We start from the raw sequence: 16,648 nt of genomic DNA, 5'->3' as shown, positions 1-16,648 counted from the left end.
GGCGCCGAATGGGTCAGCGGGGGCGGCGATTGTCCGGATGGAACGCGCGCCGGCCTCTGTCATCATGCGTTGATGGCCGGTAGATTAACTGCCTGAGCCACTAAGTCGGTCATTTGTCTTGGGCCGGCACATCGGGGCTGAGCTGGACGCGAGGGGGGTACGATGGCCACATACATCTTCGAACACTACTATGGCATCAGCAGTAACCAGGAAGGCGCGGCAATAAGCTCCATTCCCGCAGGTGTAGTGCGGTTTGACATTCATGATGATGCCAGGTTGAACGTGGGCGATCCAATTTCGATAATGAATATTAGAACATTTCCTGGCGGAAATCAGGTTTCCACTCGCTTAGATGGCATCTATCTCGGGCTGAGTGATGCGGGTGAGCCGTTCTTTAGCGTGAGTGGAGATCTTTATTTTGCTTCAAGCGAGCAATACGATTTGTTTTCACCATCTCCTTTGTTCGATGAATTGGTTTTTTGCTTTCTGACCGCAACGATGATTATGTCGCCGGAAGGCGAACGCGCCGTGGAAGAACTCGCTATCGGCGATCTCGTGCTGACGTGTGACGGCCTCGCGGTTCCAGTGAAGTGGATAGGGCGGCAGACGCTGATGCCTGCGTTCGGTCTGTCGGAAGAGCGTCGTCCCGTGTTCATCTCGGCCGGCGCGCTGGGCGAGGGCCTGCCCGTGCGTGACCTGCGGGTTACCTCGGACCACGCGCTTCTGCTCGACGGCGTGCTCGTCCAGGCTGGCGCACTGGTGAACGGCACGACGATCCGCCGCATGACGCCGGCCGAACTCGGCGAACGCCTTGTGGTCTACCACATCGAGCTCGACAGACACGATCTCGTCGTAGCCGACGGCGTGGCCGCCGAAACCTTTGTGGATAACGTGGCGCGGCGGCGGTTCGATAACTACGCCGAGTTCGTGGCGCTGTACGGCGCCGACGATAATGCCACCGGCGAGATCGATCTGCCACGCGTGAAGTCCGCCCGGCAACTGCCGGCGGCGGTCCGGCAGCGCATTGAGGCCGCGGCCGAAAGGCCAACGGTCGCCGCGTAGTCCCGGGCGGGTGGGTGAAGCTCACCCTCCTCGCCACGCACTCGACCGCGCCGCACAGATCGATGGATGGCCGGGTCAAGTCCGGCCATGAAGTTGAGATAAATAGCTTTTCGTCGCCCGGCGCCATAGCCCGGGCTGGCGCCGCTGCTGAAAGTCAGCCGCCCGCGCGATGCGCCATCATTTTAGTCGGCCATCAGTGGGTATCGTCGACCTCGGTGTCGCGCCGGCACCCTAGCGGACGAGGGGGCCTTTGGCCTATCCCAGCGTCCCGCGGGTCCCGCGGCCCTCGATCAGGTTACGTGCGGGTCGGATTTTTGAATTCGGAATGGATCTTCGACGCCAGCCGAAACCCAGACGCAGCTGGCGAGCCGGCCCTATTTGCGCTAGTTGGGTCGTGGGGAGAGAAAAAGCGCGGGAGAGAGCGAGATGAAGCTAGGTGTCTTTGGCATCAACATGGGCGCGATCGCCGTCAATCCCTCGCTGCTGACCGAAGTCGTCAAGGCGGCCGAAGACCTCGGCTACGACTCGGTCTGGACTGGCGAGCACATGTGCCTGCCTGCGCCGCGCGTGCGGCCGTCGCCGTTGGAGCCGACCGAGCCACTGCTCGATCCGATGCCCGCTCTGACATGGGCGGGTGCGTTCACCTCCAAAATCTTGCTGGGCACCGGCGTTCTGCTTCTCCCCCAGCGCAATCCTGTGGCGCTTGCGAAGGAGGTCGCCAGCGTCGACGTTCTCACGGGCGGGCGGTTCTTGCTCGGCATCGGCGTCGGCTACCTCGAGCCCGAGTTCCGCGCCGTCGGCGTGCCGCTGGAGCACCGCGGCAAGCGCACGGACGAATACCTGGCCGCCATGCAGGCGCTCTGGAGCATGGACGCGCCCGCCTATCACGGGGAGTTCGTAAGCTTCGAGGGGGTAGACGCCTATCCCCGGCCCACACGGCGCGAGGGCCCGCCGGTGGTGATCGGTGGCCACTCGCCGGCTGCATATCGGCGTACGGTTCGTTTCGCTGACGAATGGTTCGGGTTCGCGACCGACATCGAGCAGACCAAGGTCTCGCTGGCAGGCCTGGCGGAAGCCCAGCAACGCCACGGTCTGGGGCGCGCGAAGGGGCGCCTTACGATCAGTGTCACGCCTCCGATGGCGGCCACCCCGCAGATGGTGGACGACTATGCCGCTATCGGCGTCGACCGGCTGAACCTCAACATGCGGGGCCGCGACCGCGACGCCTATCTCAGCTTCCTGGAGCAGAACGCACCGGCGAAGCTGGTCCGCTAAGAGCCGCGTGGCCCGTTGCTCTGGTTGGGTCACCGCTGCGCGATCGCTCGCCGGAACGTCGGCGAATGCCTAGCGTGGCCAGTCGGCGAGCAAGACTGGCACTCTTCGCGATCGGATGAGCTCACCCGATCGCGAGAAGCCCTCCACATTCAAGGTATTATGAGCATTTCTCTACGCTTGGGGGCATAGTCCAATGGCGAAAAGCTCTAGCGCGAGCACGCCGTCGGCGCCTGTATTCCCAGGTTTTCGCGCAGCGTCCGGCCCGTATACTCCTCACGGAACAGCTCGCGGCGCTGCAGCTCGGGCACGATGTGCCTGACGAAATCGTCGTAGCTGCCCGGGATCTGCCCGGCCGCGACGACGAAGCCGTCGCAGGCGCTGCCGTACCATTCCTCCATCTGGTCGGCGACCTGATGGGGCGTGCCGAGGAAGACGGGAAATTCGGCGAGCGTGCCGCGCTGGGTGTACTGGACGAAATCGCGCGGCGACGGGTTGGCGCGGCCGCTGAGCTTGACCACGCGGTCGCGGAACGCCTGGAGGCCGGAGATGCCGTCCATCTCCTCGCTCGTGAACGGCTCGTCGTAGCCTTTGGCGGCGAAGTCGAAGTTGAGCACCTCCGACAGCAGCACCAGGCCGTCGATGGGCTTGGCGAGCTTGTCGAGGGCGGCATGGCGGTCCTCGGCCTCGGCTTGCGTCTCGCCGGTGATGACGTAGACCGCCGGCGCGACCTTCACCGTGTCACGGCCGCGGCCGATGGCGTCGAGGTGGTCCTTGAACGCCTGATAGGCGGGCCGGCCGATGGCCAGGCTGGGATAGATCACGAAGACGAGGTCGCCCCACTTGGCGGCGAACTCGCGGCCGCGGCCGCTCTGACCGGCCTGGATCAGCACGGGCTCGCCCTGGCGCGAACGCGGCACTGTGAAGGGCCCTCGCGACTTGAACCACGGTCCTGCATGGTCGAGGCGGCGCACGCGGTCGGCGTCGGCGAAGACGCCGCTCGCCTTGTCGATCACGAGCGCGTCGTCGTCCCAGCTGCGCCAATGGCCGCGCACCACTTGCAGGAATTCGTCGGCGCGGTCGTAGCGGCGGTCGTGCTCGAGCACGACATCGCTGCCGAAGTTCGCCGCCTCCGAGCCGTTCAGCGAGGTGACGACGTTCCAGGCGGCCCGGCCGCCGGTGAGGTGGTCGAGCGTGGCGAAGATGCGGGCGACGTGGAAGGGCTCGTAATAGGTGGTCGAATAGGTGACGCCGACGCCGAGATGGGTGGTGGCCAGCCCCATGGCCGTGGCGCAGAGCATCGGATCGAGCTTGACGGCGCGGATGCCCTCCCTCACCGTCACCTTGAAATCGTCGGAGTAGACATCGGGGATCGCCAGGCGGTCGTCGAAGAAGGCGAGGTGAAACTTGCCGATCTCCAGCGTTCGTCCGATATTCGCATAGTAAGACGCGCTCATGAAGTCGGTGCTGGATTCAGGATGGCGCCAGGAGGACGGCAGATTCGAGCAGTTCTGAGCCTGGATGAAGGCGACCAGCGCCATCTCTCTCTTGTTCGTCATGGTCGCGCTCCTAGAGCATTTTACAATTGGTGAGCATCATCGGTTGGTGAGCATCATCCAGTTGCAAATAAACGCTCCAATCTCTTTGAGCCTGGAGCGTTTTTCTTGCGATTGGATGTTCCGCTCCATCGCAAGGCGCTCTGGGCCAACGCTCAAATGACCTTCTTGGCCGCGAGTGCGTCCAGGGTCTCCCCGTCGACGCCCAGCAAATCCCCTAGCACGGCGCGGCTGTCGCTCCCCAGGGCCGGGCCGGTGCTCCTGAGCGCCGCCGGCGTGCGCGACAGGCGCGGGAGGGCGGCCGGCAGCACCAGCGCGCCGACGCGCGGGTCCTCGACGGTCTCCAGGTTGCCGCGCGCGGCGTATTGGGGATCGCGGAAGATGTCGGCGATGCTGAGCAGCTTGCTGCAGGGCGCCTCGGCCCGCTCGCAGGCCGCCAGCACCTCCGTGAGCGGAAGGCTGCCCACCCAGGTGGCGACGATGCCGTTGACCTCGGCGCGCCGGTCGGCGCGCGCTTTGGGCCTCGCATAGCGCTCGTCCTGGGCGAGGTCGGGCCGGCCCATGGCCGTCGTCAGCCGCTCCCACATGCGGTCGTTGGAGCAGGCGAGCGCCACCCAGGCGCCGTCCCTGGTCTCGTAGTGGCTGTGCGGAACGACGTTGACCGTATCCGGCCCCATGCGCTCCCGCTCGTAGCCGAACTTGGCATAGGCGGGTGCGATCTCGTCGAGGATGCGGAAGATGCTCTCGTAGAGCCCGATGTCGACGACCTGCCCCTCGCCGGTCTTTTCCGCATGGCGCAATGCGATCAGCACGCCGACGGCGCCGTAAAGACCGCTCATGTAGTCGGCGAGCGAGGTGGAGCCGGGCACCACCGGCGTGCGCCCGGGCTCGCCTGAGAGATAGGCGAGGCCGCTGAAGGCGTGGGCGATGCGCGCGAAGCCCGGCTTCTCCCGCATCGGCCCGGTCTGGCCATAGGCGCTGACGCGCAGCATCACCAGCTTGGGGTTGATGCGGGCGAGTTCGTCGTAGCCCAGCCCCCACTTCTCCAGCGTGCCCGGCCGAAAGTTCTCCAACACCACGTCTGACACGGCGACCAGGCGCCGGAACAGGTCGGCGCCCTCGGTCGTGCGCAGGTCGAGCGTGACGGACTGGCGGTTGCGAGCCTCGCTCAGCCACACGAGCGTGTCGCCGCACTCGGTCATGGTGCCGAAGCGGCGCAGCGAGTCGCCTTCGCCAGGCTGTTCGATCTTGATCACCTCGGCGCCGAAATCGCTCAGCACCGTGCCGCAGAACGGCGCGGCGATGAAGGTCGCGATGTCGAGGACGCGGATATCCTTCAGCGGCGCATCGCTCATGGGCGCGCCGTCCCGGCGAGCGCAGCGCGGCGCAGGATCTTGTCGGCGAGCTTGACGTGGGCGCGGTCGATCAGCACGCCGTCGAGGCCGATGGCGCCAGAACCCTTCTCCGCCTCGGCCTCCATGCGGGCGCGGATGGCGCTGGCCCAGTCGATTTGAGCCCGGGTCGGCGAGAACACCTCGTTGGCGATCTCCACCTGCGAGGGATGGATCGCCCATTTGCCCTCGAAGCCCAGCGCCCGGGCGCGCAGGCAGCTGGCGCGGAAGCCCTCCGGATCGGCGTAGTTGGTGAACGGCCCGTCGATGGGGCGCCGGCCGTAGGCGCGGCAGGCATTGGCGATGCGCGCCAGGGCGAAGTGCCACTGGTCGTTCCAATGGCGCACGCTCGTGCCGTCCGCTCGCGCCAGAACGGCGTAGTCGGGGTTGGAGGCGCCGAACACCGTGTCGAAATTCTCAAGCTCGATCGAATAGTCGCCGACACCGAAGATGATGCCCTCGAGCCGTGCCGAGGAGGCAGCGATCTGCTCGACATTGGCGAGGCCCTTCGTGGTCTCGACCAGGATCTCGATGCCGAGCCGGCGCTCGCGCGGCGCCTCCAGCTCGAGCCCCGTGAGCAGCCGGTCGACGAACTCGACGTCGCCGGCGGTCTCGACCTTGGGCAGCAGGATCATATCGAGCCGCGGACAGCGCGCCACGGCGATGATGTCGGAGATCGCCCAGGGGGTCGTGAGACCGTTGACGCGCACCGAGACCGTCTTGGCGCCCCAGTCGACCTCGTTCAAGGCGGCGACGGCATTGGCGCGCGCCTCGATGCGGCGGGACGGCGCCACCGCATCCTCGAGATCGAGGAAGAGGGAATCGGCCGGGCCGCGCGCCGCCTTGGCGAAGAACTGCGTCGAGGTTGCCGGCACGGCCAGCTCCGACCGCTGAATGCGGCTGAAGCCGCCGTCGATACTCCCCGGGATCAAGCGCATTCTCCGATGGCTTCAAGGGCGGAACGGTCCGCGCCCGAAGAGTGCCAGAGGGCTCCACTTTCGGCAAGAAGTCATCGATCTCATTGTTACATAAACGAATATATGGTAGCGCATAAAAGTATATTTCTTATTTCGGTGAGTATAATTGGTCCGATCAATGGGAGTCGGCGGCACATGAGCTAAAGATAGATCGCCGGTGCGGCGCATTGTTCCCGGATTGCCGACCTCATGCGCTTGCCGACGGGACGCCCGCCAGGATCGACGAGCTTCCGCATCAAAGCGCCGCTCCCCAGGGCAGCACCGCGATCCAGGTGGACCGCGGCGCTCCGCCCTCTGCGGTGGTCGCCGCGGCACTCCAGCCGGGCGCTCAGTAGCAGCGCCGGCGGACGACGACGTCGCCGAACTCGTTGATGTAGCGCTTCACGACACAGCCGTACCCGACGACGACGCGCGGACGATAGCCCCAGCCGTAGTAGCCGTGCGGGCGATGGCCCCAGCCACCCCAGTGGCCGCCGTGGTGACCCCAGTGCTTGTGCTTGTGCCCGTGGCCATGCCCGTGCCCATGCCCGTGACCGTGGATGCCGAAGGCGGAGGCGCTGGTCGGGGCGAGGGCGAGGCCGCCGGCGGCGACGGCAAGAGCGGCGGCGAGGGCAAGCTTGCGAATGGATTGCGTGTTCATCGGCGTGGTCCTTCTCGGGAGAGGGATGCCCGTTGCATCCCCACATCCGTTGGTCGCCACGACGTGCGATCCGGTTCACATGGCCGATGGTTTTTTTGCGAGGGGTCCTTGCCCCGCGTCAGGAGACCGTGCCAGCCACGTGCCGGCGCAGGTCGGCCGACGTCACCCGCTCCGGCAGGGCGGAGCGGGCGAGGGCGATTTGGCGTGCCACGGAGCGCGCGTGAACGGCGATCTCCGACGCCCCGGTCACCTCACCCAGGCCACCGCGCGCCGGCGCGCCGAGCACGAACAGCGCTCCATTGCAGGTTCCGTCCGCCCGTCTGGCGCGGCCGAGCTCGTCGACGTCCAGGCCAAGGCCGAGGGGGTCCGCCCTCACGGCGCCGGCGGCGGCGAGCGAAGCCAGCGCCCCATTGCCGGCGATGGCGGTGCCGTAGGCGGTGCCGGTGCAATTGACCACGGCATCGACCTCGAGGCGCTCGGTCCGGCGCTCACCGCGCGGTCGAAACGTCACCGCCAGCGCGGTGCCGGCCCGGGCGTCCACGAGCGTTCCGGCGCGCACGCTGAGCTGTCCGTCGTCACGGGCGGCCTCGACCGCGGCATCGATCTGGGGCGCGGCCTGGAAGCGGTGGACATCCCAGTAGGGGCGCAGATGGCGCAGGAAGCGGCGGCGCTCCACCGTGCTCCAGCTTTGCCAGATCGTCCCGTTGCTCCGGCGCAGGGCGTCGAGCACGTCGGGCCAGGGCAGGGGCTGTTCGGCGCGCATGAGCGCCCGCAGCACGCGCAGCATCTGGCTGAGTGGCAGCCCCTCGATCCCGATCGTCAGTTCGGACGCGTTGACAGGGTCGCGCCGCCGCGGCAGCAGCCCGCGTCGCGACACCGCCATGATCGGCCCCGCGTGGCCCTGCGCCCGCAGGGAGGCCACCACGTCGCCCATCGTCAGGCCGGTGCCGACGATCAGGACGCGGGCATGCCGATCGATTTGCGTGAGCGCGTGGCCCGACCAGGGCTCGGCGATCACGCGGTGGTCGCCGGCGAGAGCCGCGAGGCGAGGGGGAAGGCCGACCTGCGGATGGCCGGTGCAGAGCGCCAGAACGTCGGCGGGGATCGCCCGGCCGTGCCGCGTCTCGACGAGGAAGCCGCCTGCCCGCGGAACGATCGTCGCCGCGCGATCACGCAGATGTTCGACGTGCATGCGCGGCGTCGACTGCGCCGCCCGCTCGAGCCGCTCGTGCAGATACTGCCCGAACAGCGAACGCGGCGGGAAGACCGAGCCGTCGGCGGCGCGGTCGCCGTCGGTGACGAGTTGCGGCTGCGCCAGAAGCCAGTGGGAGAAGTCCTCGGGCTCTTCCTCCAGCACAGTCATCCGCGACGCGGCGACGTTGAGGCGGTGCTCCGGGCGTGAGGGCGCGTAGGCGACGCCGGCGCCGAGCGTCGTGGACGGCTCGATGATGGTGATGTGGCTGCCACGCAAAGGCGCCTGCCGCAGCAGGTTCAGCGCCAGCATGGCACCGGCGGCCCCGCCACCCACGATGGCGATGCTCATGGTCTCGGCGGCGTCATTCGTGAGTATCTGCGACCCCAGCATCGTCTCAGGCGCCGAGCAAGGTGGTCGCCGCGGCCAGAAGCGTCAAGAGGGCAGCCGCGGCCAACACCAGTGCCGCGCTGGGCTCGTGCGGCAGATCGGCATCCTCGTCTGACCTGGCGCGTAGGTGCCTCGCCCTCATCGCACCGCCTCCCCGCGCATGGGGCCGGCGAGGCGTGCCGTCGGCCGGCGGTGGTGCCGCTGCGGCGCAGGGCGCCGGACGGCCGCCCCGGCGGCGAGCACGAGGGTGGGCACCGTGGCGGGGAAGCGGCCGAAGCGATCGTGGGCGTCCTGCGCCACCGATCCGAGATAGGCGACGAGATGCTCGCGCGCGCCGCCGGCGTCGGACGGGCTGCGTGGATGATCGTGTCTGCGCTCGGCGAAGCGCCAGGCAGCCTCCTCCATGTCCCCCACGTAGGGTGGCACGAGCGGCTCGAAGTGGCCGTCCAGGCCGATGGCGTCCAGGCCCTGCGGGCCGTCTTCCATGCGGAAGCCGACGGCCCCGGGCAGGCTCGCCAGGTCGAAGCCGGAGAGCGGCGGCCCGTCGAGCCCCATGGCGTCGGCCATGTGCCGGATGCCGGCGGCGGTGGCGGCGAGTTCGCCATGGAGGCGGGCGCGCGCGTCCGCTTCGATGGTCGCCAGCGGCACCGCGCGGTCGGGCCGCAGCGCGCCGGCCGCGATGAGTTGCGCCGGCCGGCCGAGGAGCCTGCCGGCGTCGTCGCATACGGGCGCCGCTTCGCCGATCGCAGTCCACAGGCGCTCGAGCAGGCTGTCCACCTGATCGCCCACCGGGATGAACAGAGTGCTCTGTGACAGATCGGCCAACCGGGGGCGGTCAGCATGCGGCCATGTGCGTGGCGGGTCGTCGTCCGCCTCATCGATGCGGACAATCGAGGGGCGCATCTGCTCCGCCAGGCCCGGAAGGTCGCCGCGCTCGCGGCGGGCCCGGATCGTCTCGCGATCGACGCTGCGCAGGCGCGTGGCATAGGCGCCGGTATCGTCGATGATCAACAGGTCGGGGGAGGCGCCGCGTTCGGCTCCCGCCAGGATGAGCAACGTGCGCTCAAGCTCGCTCAGCGTCTGCGCGGCCGCCCGCGAGGGGACGGTCGGCGACCGGTCGGCAAGTGCCGTGCCGGCCGCCGCCCGATGCAGGCCGCTGCGGGAAACGACGTCCTGCCGTGGGACGAACGGGCCATCCGGCACCGCAGCATGGCAATATAAATGCTTGGTCACGAAAGACCTCGGTCAAAGACCCCGCGGGTCGATGTAGTTGGACAGCAGAGCGAAACCGTGTTCGCTGCTGACGTATCGCGCTATTCTTGATTGACAGCTTTCGCGGTGGGCCTGCAACGCGGCGGGCGGTTGTCCCGGCCGGGCGGCAGGAGATGGGACCGCGCGCTGCGCGCCCGCGCCGCGCGCCCCATCGCCGTCAGGCCGCGGCGGCGCGCTGAAGAAGCGGCGCATGGGTCACCAGGCTCGCGTCTTCGTTGACGTCGAAGTAGCGGATGGAGATGTGGGTGGCGCCGCGCGCCTTGAGCCGCTCCGGCAGGACGTCGTCGCCCCAGGCCTTGGCGCTCTTGAGGTCGTCGAACAGGTAGATGCCGCCGCGGGTCTGCGAGGCCTCGTCGTTGATCCAGACTTTCCAGCGCAGGCCCGGCTGCTGGGCGATCGCCTTGGCCGACTCGATCTGCGCCTGGGATGCAGGACGTTCGGCGGTCGCGAAGTTCACCTGAAGAATGACGGGCATAGCGTGGCTCCTCTCGTTGAAGCCTGAATGCTAGGCCTGCAAGGCAAGCTCATCAATGAGATGGTTTACCGTATTACTATCGGGTCTTAGATTTGATTGCTGTGCCGACAGTGAAAAACGAAACGACGTGCATCGTCACGGCGGGGCGGCCGCTCCGGCCGAGCGATCCCCGTGACGATGCGCAGCTCAGCGCGTTCAGGAGGCGGCGCGCTGGCGCACGTGCGAGGGCACCACCGTATTGCCGACGATCTCGCCGAACGGGCCCCGGTGCGGCGTCGCCGGGGCCGGGCCGCGCGTCGTGTCGCGCAGGGGCAGCAGCGGCAGCACCAGCTCGGCGAAGCGGTAGGCCTCCTCCAGGTGCGGATAGCCGGACAGGATGAAGGTGTCGATGCCCACGGACATGTATTCCTTCATGCGTTGCGCCACGGTCTCCGGATCGCCGACGAGGGCGGTGCCGGCGCCGCCGCGCACCAGGCCGACGCCGGCCCACAGGTTGGGGCTGACCACCAGGTTGTCGCGGCTGCCGCGATGCAGCGCCTGCATGCGTTGCTGGCCCACCGAATCCATGCGCGAGAACACCTTCTGCGCCGCCGCGATGGTGTCGTCGTCGACATACTGGATCAACTCGTCCGCGGCCGCCCAGGCCTCCTTGTCGGTCTCGCGCACGATGACGTGCAGACGGATACCGAAGCTGATCTGGCGCCCGACGGCGGCGGCGCGGCGGCGCATGTCGGCGACCTTCTCCGCCACCTGGGCCGGCGGTTCGCCCCAGGTCAGGTATTTCTGCACGGTGCGGGCCGCCACGTCCTGACCGGCCCCGGACGAGCCGCCGAAGTAGAGGGGCGGGTGCGGCTCCTGGACCGGCGGATAGAGCAGCTTGCCCTCCCTCACCTTCAGGTGCTGGCCTTCGTAGTCGACGGTCTCGCCTTGCAGCAGGCGCGTGTAGATCTGGAGAAATTCGTCTGTGACTTCGTAGCGCGCCGCGTGATCGAGGAAGAGGCCGTCACCGGCATTCTCGACGGGGTCGCCGCCGGTCACGACATTGATGAGCAGACGCCCGTTCGAGATGCGGTCGAGGGTGGCCGTCATGCGCGCAGCGACCGAGGGCGACAGCAGGCCGGGCCGCACGGCGACGAGGAAGCGAAGCCGTTCGGTCAGGGCCACGAGGGACGACGCCACCACCCACGAATCCTCGCACGAGCGTCCGGTCGGCAGCAGCACACCGAAATAGCCCAGTTGATCGGCGGCCTGGGCAATCTGGGCCAGATACCGCAGCGAGACGTCGCGAGCCCCATGCGACGTGCCGAGGTAGCGTCCGTCACCGTGGGTCGGCAGGAACCACAGCACGTCGGCCTGATCGGCGGAAGGATTGCTCATCGTCGGTCTCCTCTCCGGCGCCGCTCATGGGGCTGCCGGGTCAAAAGGGTGGTCTCAGCCGTGGCCGCCGGCCTTCCGGCGGGGCGTCGCCTGCCGCGCCCGCACGCGCGGCATCACCTCGGCGGCGAAGCGGCGCATCTCGCGCTCGAACGGCTGGAACTGCAGCATGAACGTCTCGATGCCAAGGGCGTGGAACGCCAGGATGCGCTCGGCCACCCTGTCGTAGCTGCCGACGAGCCCGGCGGCAGTGCCGCCATTGGTGCCGACCCGCGGGCTCTTGGCCATGGTCTGCATCATGACCACCTTGGGGTCGGTGTTGGCGGTCTGGATCGCCTTGAGCGGGGCGTCCTTGGCGGCGAGCTCCAGCAGGTGGCGATGTGCCTCCTCCGCCTCCGCGTCCGTCTCGCGGGCGACGACGAAGGCAGACAGGCCGAAACGAAGCGGTGCCCCGCTGCGGGGGCGGCCGGAGACATCGTCGATCAGGCTCTTCACGTCGTCGAGCGGCTGGCCGTTGATGAACCAGACGTCGCCCTGGTCGGCAACCAGCTGCCGCGCCGGCGCCGACTCGCCGCCGACGTAGATGCGCGGCCGGGCGCGGAAGCGGCTGGTCGGCCGCAGCTCGTATTCCTGTACGTTGAAGTGGCGTCCTGCGTGGGTCACGCGCTCACCGGCGAGCAGGCGGCGCACCACGGACAGCCACTCCTCGCCATAGGCATAGCGCTCGTCGTGCTCGGCGAAACCGATGCCGGCGCGCTCCAGCTCCGGGCGGTTCCAGGCGTTGACCAGGTTGATGGCAAAACGGCCACCGCTGATCTCCTCGATCTGCAACGCCATTTTGGCCAAAACCACCGGGTGGTAGAGGTAGGGCTTGATCGCCGTGATGATCTCGATCCGGCTGGTCAGGGCCGCGAGCGCCGCCGATGCGGTCCAGGCCTCCAGCTGGTCCAGCCGCTCGTCGTGCGGGTTGATCGTGTGCTGGGCGACCAGGGTGGAATCATAGCCCAGCGATTCCGCTTCGAGGATGAGCGCGCGGTTGCGCGCGAACGAGGCGTCGTAGGGCTCGTCCGGATCCTGAAGCGCGGCGCGGTTGCCGTGAACGAGCGCCCAGATGCCAAACCGAATGGCGTGCGACAGCACAAAATTCTCCCCGGAACAGCTGAAACAGAAAAATCACATTTCATGGTGTGATTTATTCTAAAATACACGGCTTTAGCGTTGAAGTCGATATCCGCGCATGCTGTGATCGGCGTCACCTCGGTCCAGGAACATCGAACTCATGCACCCCACGCGCCGTCACGTCGCCGCCGGCCTGCTCGGCCTGCCGCTCATCGGCTCGCTCGGCCGCTCAGCGTCGGCCGAGAGCCGTAAGATCCGCTTCAGCTACCAACGCTCGTCGACACTGCTTACCCTGCTGAGGAGCGAAGGGGTGCTGGAGAAACGGCTGGCGCCGCTGGGCTTCGAGGTGAGCTGGAATCTGTTCACCGCCGTGATCCCGCCGATGAATGCGGGGGCGGTGGATTTCCACGCGGACGTCGCCGACGCCATCCCGATCTTCACCCAGGCGGCCGGCGCCAAGCTGACCTTCTACGCCACCGAGGCGCCGTCGCCCGCGGCCGAGGCCATCATCGTGCATGGGGACTCGCCGATCACCTCCGTCGCCGATCTCAAGGGCAAGAAGGTCGGAGTCTCGCGCGGATCGGGGTGCCACTTCATCCTGGCCGCGGCCCTGGCGAAGGCCGGGCTCGCCTTCAGCGACATCAACCCGGCTTACCTCGAGGCGCCCGACGGGGCGGCCGCCTTCAAGGGGCGCAGCATCGACGCCTGGGTGATCTGGGACCCATTCCTGGCGATCGCACAGAGCCAGTACCCGATCCGGGTCATCGCCGATGCCACGGGCTTCTCGGGCTACAGCCGCTACTATCTCGTCAACAACGACTTCGTCGCGGCCCATCCGCAGGCCGTCGCCATCGTCTTCGAGGCCCTGGCCGAACAGGGGCGCTGGGTGAAGAGCCAGCCGGACGAAGCCGCCGCCCGGCTTGCGCCGATGTGGGGCGATATTCCGATCGATGTCGTCAAGCAGGTCAATGCCCGCCGCAGCTACAGCGTGCAGCCGGTGCGCAAGGACGAACTCGGCGACCAGCAGAAGATCGCCGACGTGTTCTTCGCGGCAGGCCTGATCCCCAAGCGCATCGACGCGACCGACGTGCCGATCTGGCAACCGGCCGCGTGACGTCCGTGCGGCGGACGACCGCCAAGGGTTGGTGTTGGCGGGCCGACCATCGATCCAGAACGTAAAGATCCAGCATAGGTGGGAAGCGCCGAAGTTCGCGCCGCGATCGACGGATCTGTTTGGTCGCCCTGTACCGACATCGAGATGACGGGAACGTTATTCCATGAACATGCCCTTGAGGGCCGATCTGGCCGACGTGCGCGAGGTCCCGGTCGCAAAGGCTGATGACCTCGATCGGGCCATGGTCCGCCTGGAAGCCGTGAGCAAGACCTTTGCCGCGCGCCGCGGTGGCGGCGCGGTCACTGCGCTCGATCACATCGACCTGGCCGTCGCGCCGGGCTCGGTGCTGGGTGTCATTGGCCGCAGCGGTGCCGGGAAGTCGACCTTGATCCGGCTCGTCAACGGCCTCGAGCGGCCGAGCGCCGGCCGCATCTGGGTCGACGGCACCGATATCGCCGCCCTGGGCGAGCGCGAGCTGCGCCAGGTGCGCCGCTCGATCGGCATGATCTTCCAGCATTTCAACCTGCTGTCGTCGCGCACCGCCTATGGCAACATTGCCCTGCCGCTGGAGATCGCCGGGGTCGGGCGGGCGGAGATCAAGGCGCGCGTGGAGCCGCTGCTGGAGCTCGTCGGCCTCGCCGACAAGCGCGACCGTTACCCGGCCGAGCTCTCCGGCGGCCAGAAGCAGCGCGTCGGCATCGCCCGCGCGCTCGCCACCCGTCCGAAAGTGTTGCTGTCCGACGAGGCGACGTCCGCGCTCGACCCGGAGACGACCCAGTCGATCCTCGATCTGCTCGGTACCATCAACCGGGAGCTCGGCCTCACCATCCTGCTGATCACCCACGAGATGTCGGTGATCCGGCGCATCGCCAAGGAGGTCGCGGTCATCGACGGCGGCCGCATCGTCGAGCGCGGCGACGTCTACGACATCTTCACCCGTCCGGGCCATGCCACCACCCAGTCGTTCCTCGGCGGTGCCTCGGGCCGCGCCGTGCCGGCCGGGCTTGCGGCGCGGCTCGGCCCGGATCGTGCAGCCGGCTCAGAGGCGGTGGTGCGCGTCGTCTTTCGCGGGACTTTGGCGGCCGGTGCGGTGGTCTCCAGCCTGTCGCGCGAGCTCCACGCCGACGTGAAGATCCTGTCCGGCGCCATCGACGAGGTGGCCGGACGTCCCTTCGGCACGCTGCTCATCGGCCTGCCGTCGTCGGACCGGCATCTGGCGCCGGCGCTCGCCTATTTCGCCGAGCGCGGCCTCGACACGGAGGTGCTCGGCTATGTCGCCTGAGATCGTTCAGCTCATCGCCGAGGCGACGCTCGATACCCTGTGGATGGTGGCGGTGGCGACGGCGATCGCCACCCTCCTTGGCGTGCCGCTCGGCGTCTTTCTGGCCACCAGCGGGCGGGGCGAGCTGTTCGCCCTGCCGGCGGTCAACCGCATCGTCGGCCTCGTCGTCAACGCCACGCGCTCCACCCCGTTCATCATCCTGGTGGTGGCGATCATTCCGTTCACGCGTCTCATCGCCGGCACCTCGATCGGCACCAAGGCGGCCATCGTGCCGCTCACCATCGCCGCCATCCCCTTCATCGCCCGCCTGGTGGAGACGGCGGTGCGCGAGGTCGATCAGGGGCTGGTCGAGGCCGCCCGGGCCATGGGGGCGAGCCCCCTCCAGATCGTGCGCAAGGTGCTGCTGCCGGAGGCCGTGCCCGCCATCGCCCTGTCGCTCACCCTCGCCGTGGTCAGCATGATCGGCTACTCCGCGATGGTCGGCGCCGTCGGGGGTGGCGGCCTCGGCGACCTCGGCATCCGCTATGGCTACCAGCGCTTCATGCCCGACGTGATGGCGGCGGTCGTCATCGTCCTGATCGTGCTGGTGCAAGGCGTGCAGACCATCGGCGACACGCTCGCGCGGCGGCTGAACAAGCGCCTGCGCCATAACTGACCCTCGACCGTCCCCGCGCCCCGGAGCCTTCCCATGGCGAGCCGCAGACCCATGTCCCTTGTCCTTGCCGCGCTGGGCGCCGTGACCCTCCTCGCCGGCGGCGCCGCTGCGGCGGACGATCCCAAGACCATCCGCGTCGGCGTCACCGCCGGCCCGCATGCGGAGATCCTCGACGTGGTGCGCAAGGTCGGCGCCGAGCGCGGCGTCGACATCAAGCCGGTCGAGTTCACCGACTACGTCATTCCCAACCAGGCGCTCGCCGCCGGCGAGACCGAGGCCAATTCGTTCCAGCACGAGCCCTATCTGAAGAACCAGATCGCCAAGACCGGCTGGAAGCTGGTCAAGGTGGCCGACACCATCGCCTCGCCCATGGGCTTCTATTCCAAGACCTACAAGAATTTCGCCGATCTGCCGGACGGCGCGCGGCTGGCGATCCAGAACGATCCGACCAACGGCGCGCGCTCGCTGCACATCCTGGCGGCGGCCGGCTACATCAAGCTGCGCGACCCCACCAACGTCACCGCCAGCGTTGCCGACATCGTCGACAATCCCAAGCGCTTCAAGTTCGTCGAACTCGATGCGGCGCAGATCCCGCGCTCACTTCCGGACGTCGATGCCGCGTCGATCAACAACAACTATGCGGTGCAGGCGGGCCTCGATCCGGTGAAGGACACCCTGATCAAGGAAGCTGCCAACGGCCCTTGGGTCAACGTCATTGCCGTTCGCGCCGCGGACAAGGACAAGCCCTGGGTTGCCAAGCTCGTCGAGGTCTATCAATCGGAACCGGTGAAGCAATTCGTGCTGACCCGCTTCAAGGGCGCCTATATTCCGGCCTGGTAGGCCGGCGCCGTGCGGGGCTGTGCCGCCGCGGGAGGAA

General features: G+C 67.9%; 16 protein-coding genes. 6 read left to right on the top strand and 10 right to left on the bottom strand.

The window, feature by feature from the left end:
* Window positions 1-162: 162 nt before the first annotated feature.
* The gene (locus IEW34_RS26960) at window positions 163-1,062 is read left to right on the top strand and encodes a Hint domain-containing protein (RefSeq protein ID WP_188612331.1); all 900 of its coding nucleotides are present in this window, start codon (window positions 163-165) and stop codon (window positions 1,060-1,062) included.
* 453 nt (window positions 1,063-1,515) lie between these two features.
* The gene (locus IEW34_RS26955) at window positions 1,516-2,337 is read left to right on the top strand and encodes a TIGR03619 family F420-dependent LLM class oxidoreductase (RefSeq protein ID WP_210324599.1); all 822 of its coding nucleotides are present in this window, start codon (window positions 1,516-1,518) and stop codon (window positions 2,335-2,337) included.
* A 206-nt stretch (window positions 2,338-2,543) separates the two neighbouring features.
* Here the strand turns inward: IEW34_RS26955 and IEW34_RS26950 are convergent, their stop codons facing one another.
* The 10 genes from IEW34_RS26950 to IEW34_RS26910 all read right to left on the bottom strand — a co-directional run bounded on the left by IEW34_RS26950 (window position 2,544) and on the right by IEW34_RS26910 (window position 12,738).
* On the bottom strand, window positions 2,544-3,893 hold the full coding sequence (locus IEW34_RS26950; protein WP_188612329.1) for an LLM class flavin-dependent oxidoreductase: 1,350 nt from the start codon (window positions 3,891-3,893) through the stop codon (window positions 2,544-2,546).
* Between the two features lie 152 nt (window positions 3,894-4,045).
* Entirely contained in the window at window positions 4,046-5,245 is a 1,200-nt protein-coding gene (locus IEW34_RS26945) for a CaiB/BaiF CoA transferase family protein (RefSeq protein WP_188612328.1), read from the bottom strand.
* On the bottom strand, window positions 5,242-6,213 hold the full coding sequence (locus tag IEW34_RS26940; RefSeq protein WP_244642250.1) for an HpcH/HpaI aldolase/citrate lyase family protein: 972 nt from the start codon (window positions 6,211-6,213) through the stop codon (window positions 5,242-5,244). The genes IEW34_RS26945 and IEW34_RS26940 overlap by 4 nt, the downstream gene beginning before the upstream one ends.
* A 373-nt stretch (window positions 6,214-6,586) precedes the next feature.
* On the bottom strand, window positions 6,587-6,898 hold the full coding sequence (locus tag IEW34_RS26935; RefSeq protein WP_188612326.1) for a hypothetical protein: 312 nt from the start codon (window positions 6,896-6,898) through the stop codon (window positions 6,587-6,589).
* Between the two features lie 118 nt (window positions 6,899-7,016).
* Window positions 7,017-8,441, bottom strand: coding sequence for an FAD/NAD(P)-binding protein (locus tag IEW34_RS26930; protein WP_188612325.1), 1,425 nt, complete (start codon window positions 8,439-8,441; stop codon window positions 7,017-7,019).
* Window positions 8,442-8,487: 46 nt separating this feature from the next.
* Complete coding sequence (locus tag IEW34_RS30975; RefSeq protein WP_280516337.1) at window positions 8,488-8,622, bottom strand: hypothetical protein; 135 nt, start codon at window positions 8,620-8,622, stop codon at window positions 8,488-8,490.
* The gene (locus IEW34_RS26925) at window positions 8,619-9,713 is read right to left on the bottom strand and encodes a hypothetical protein (RefSeq protein WP_188612324.1); all 1,095 of its coding nucleotides are present in this window, start codon (window positions 9,711-9,713) and stop codon (window positions 8,619-8,621) included. Before IEW34_RS26925 ends, IEW34_RS30975 begins: the two co-directional genes overlap by 4 nt.
* A 196-nt stretch (window positions 9,714-9,909) precedes the next feature.
* Complete coding sequence (locus IEW34_RS26920) at window positions 9,910-10,227, bottom strand: YdhR family protein (protein ID WP_188612323.1); 318 nt, start codon at window positions 10,225-10,227, stop codon at window positions 9,910-9,912.
* Window positions 10,228-10,422: 195 nt separating this feature from the next.
* Complete coding sequence (gene ssuD / locus IEW34_RS26915) at window positions 10,423-11,604, bottom strand: FMNH2-dependent alkanesulfonate monooxygenase (RefSeq protein ID WP_188612322.1); 1,182 nt, start codon at window positions 11,602-11,604, stop codon at window positions 10,423-10,425.
* A 54-nt stretch (window positions 11,605-11,658) separates the two neighbouring features.
* Window positions 11,659-12,738, bottom strand: coding sequence for an LLM class flavin-dependent oxidoreductase (locus IEW34_RS26910; RefSeq protein WP_188612506.1), 1,080 nt, complete (start codon window positions 12,736-12,738; stop codon window positions 11,659-11,661).
* Between the two features lie 142 nt (window positions 12,739-12,880).
* On the opposite strand from IEW34_RS26910, the gene IEW34_RS26905 reads away from it, so the two are divergent.
* The 4 genes from IEW34_RS26905 (at window position 12,881) to IEW34_RS26890 (ending at window position 16,611) form a co-directional block, all read left to right on the top strand.
* A complete protein-coding gene (locus tag IEW34_RS26905) occupies window positions 12,881-13,834 on the top strand; it encodes an aliphatic sulfonate ABC transporter substrate-binding protein (protein WP_188612321.1) in 954 nt (317 codons plus the stop codon).
* A gap of 241 nt (window positions 13,835-14,075) precedes the next feature.
* A complete protein-coding gene (locus IEW34_RS26900) occupies window positions 14,076-15,116 on the top strand; it encodes a methionine ABC transporter ATP-binding protein (RefSeq protein ID WP_244642259.1) in 1,041 nt (346 codons plus the stop codon).
* Window positions 15,106-15,771, top strand: coding sequence for a methionine ABC transporter permease (locus IEW34_RS26895; RefSeq protein WP_188612319.1), 666 nt, complete (start codon window positions 15,106-15,108; stop codon window positions 15,769-15,771). Before IEW34_RS26900 ends, IEW34_RS26895 begins: the two co-directional genes overlap by 11 nt.
* A 33-nt stretch (window positions 15,772-15,804) precedes the next feature.
* Window positions 15,805-16,611, top strand: a complete 807-nt coding sequence (locus IEW34_RS26890) for a MetQ/NlpA family ABC transporter substrate-binding protein (RefSeq protein WP_244642249.1) — start codon at window positions 15,805-15,807, stop codon at window positions 16,609-16,611.
* Window positions 16,612-16,648: the final 37 nt, after the last annotated feature.

The organism is Chelatococcus reniformis, assembly GCF_014640075.1.
GTDB lineage: Bacteria > Pseudomonadota > Alphaproteobacteria > Rhizobiales > Beijerinckiaceae > Camelimonas > Camelimonas reniformis.
This window is presented reverse-complemented; position numbering and strand designations above follow the sequence as displayed.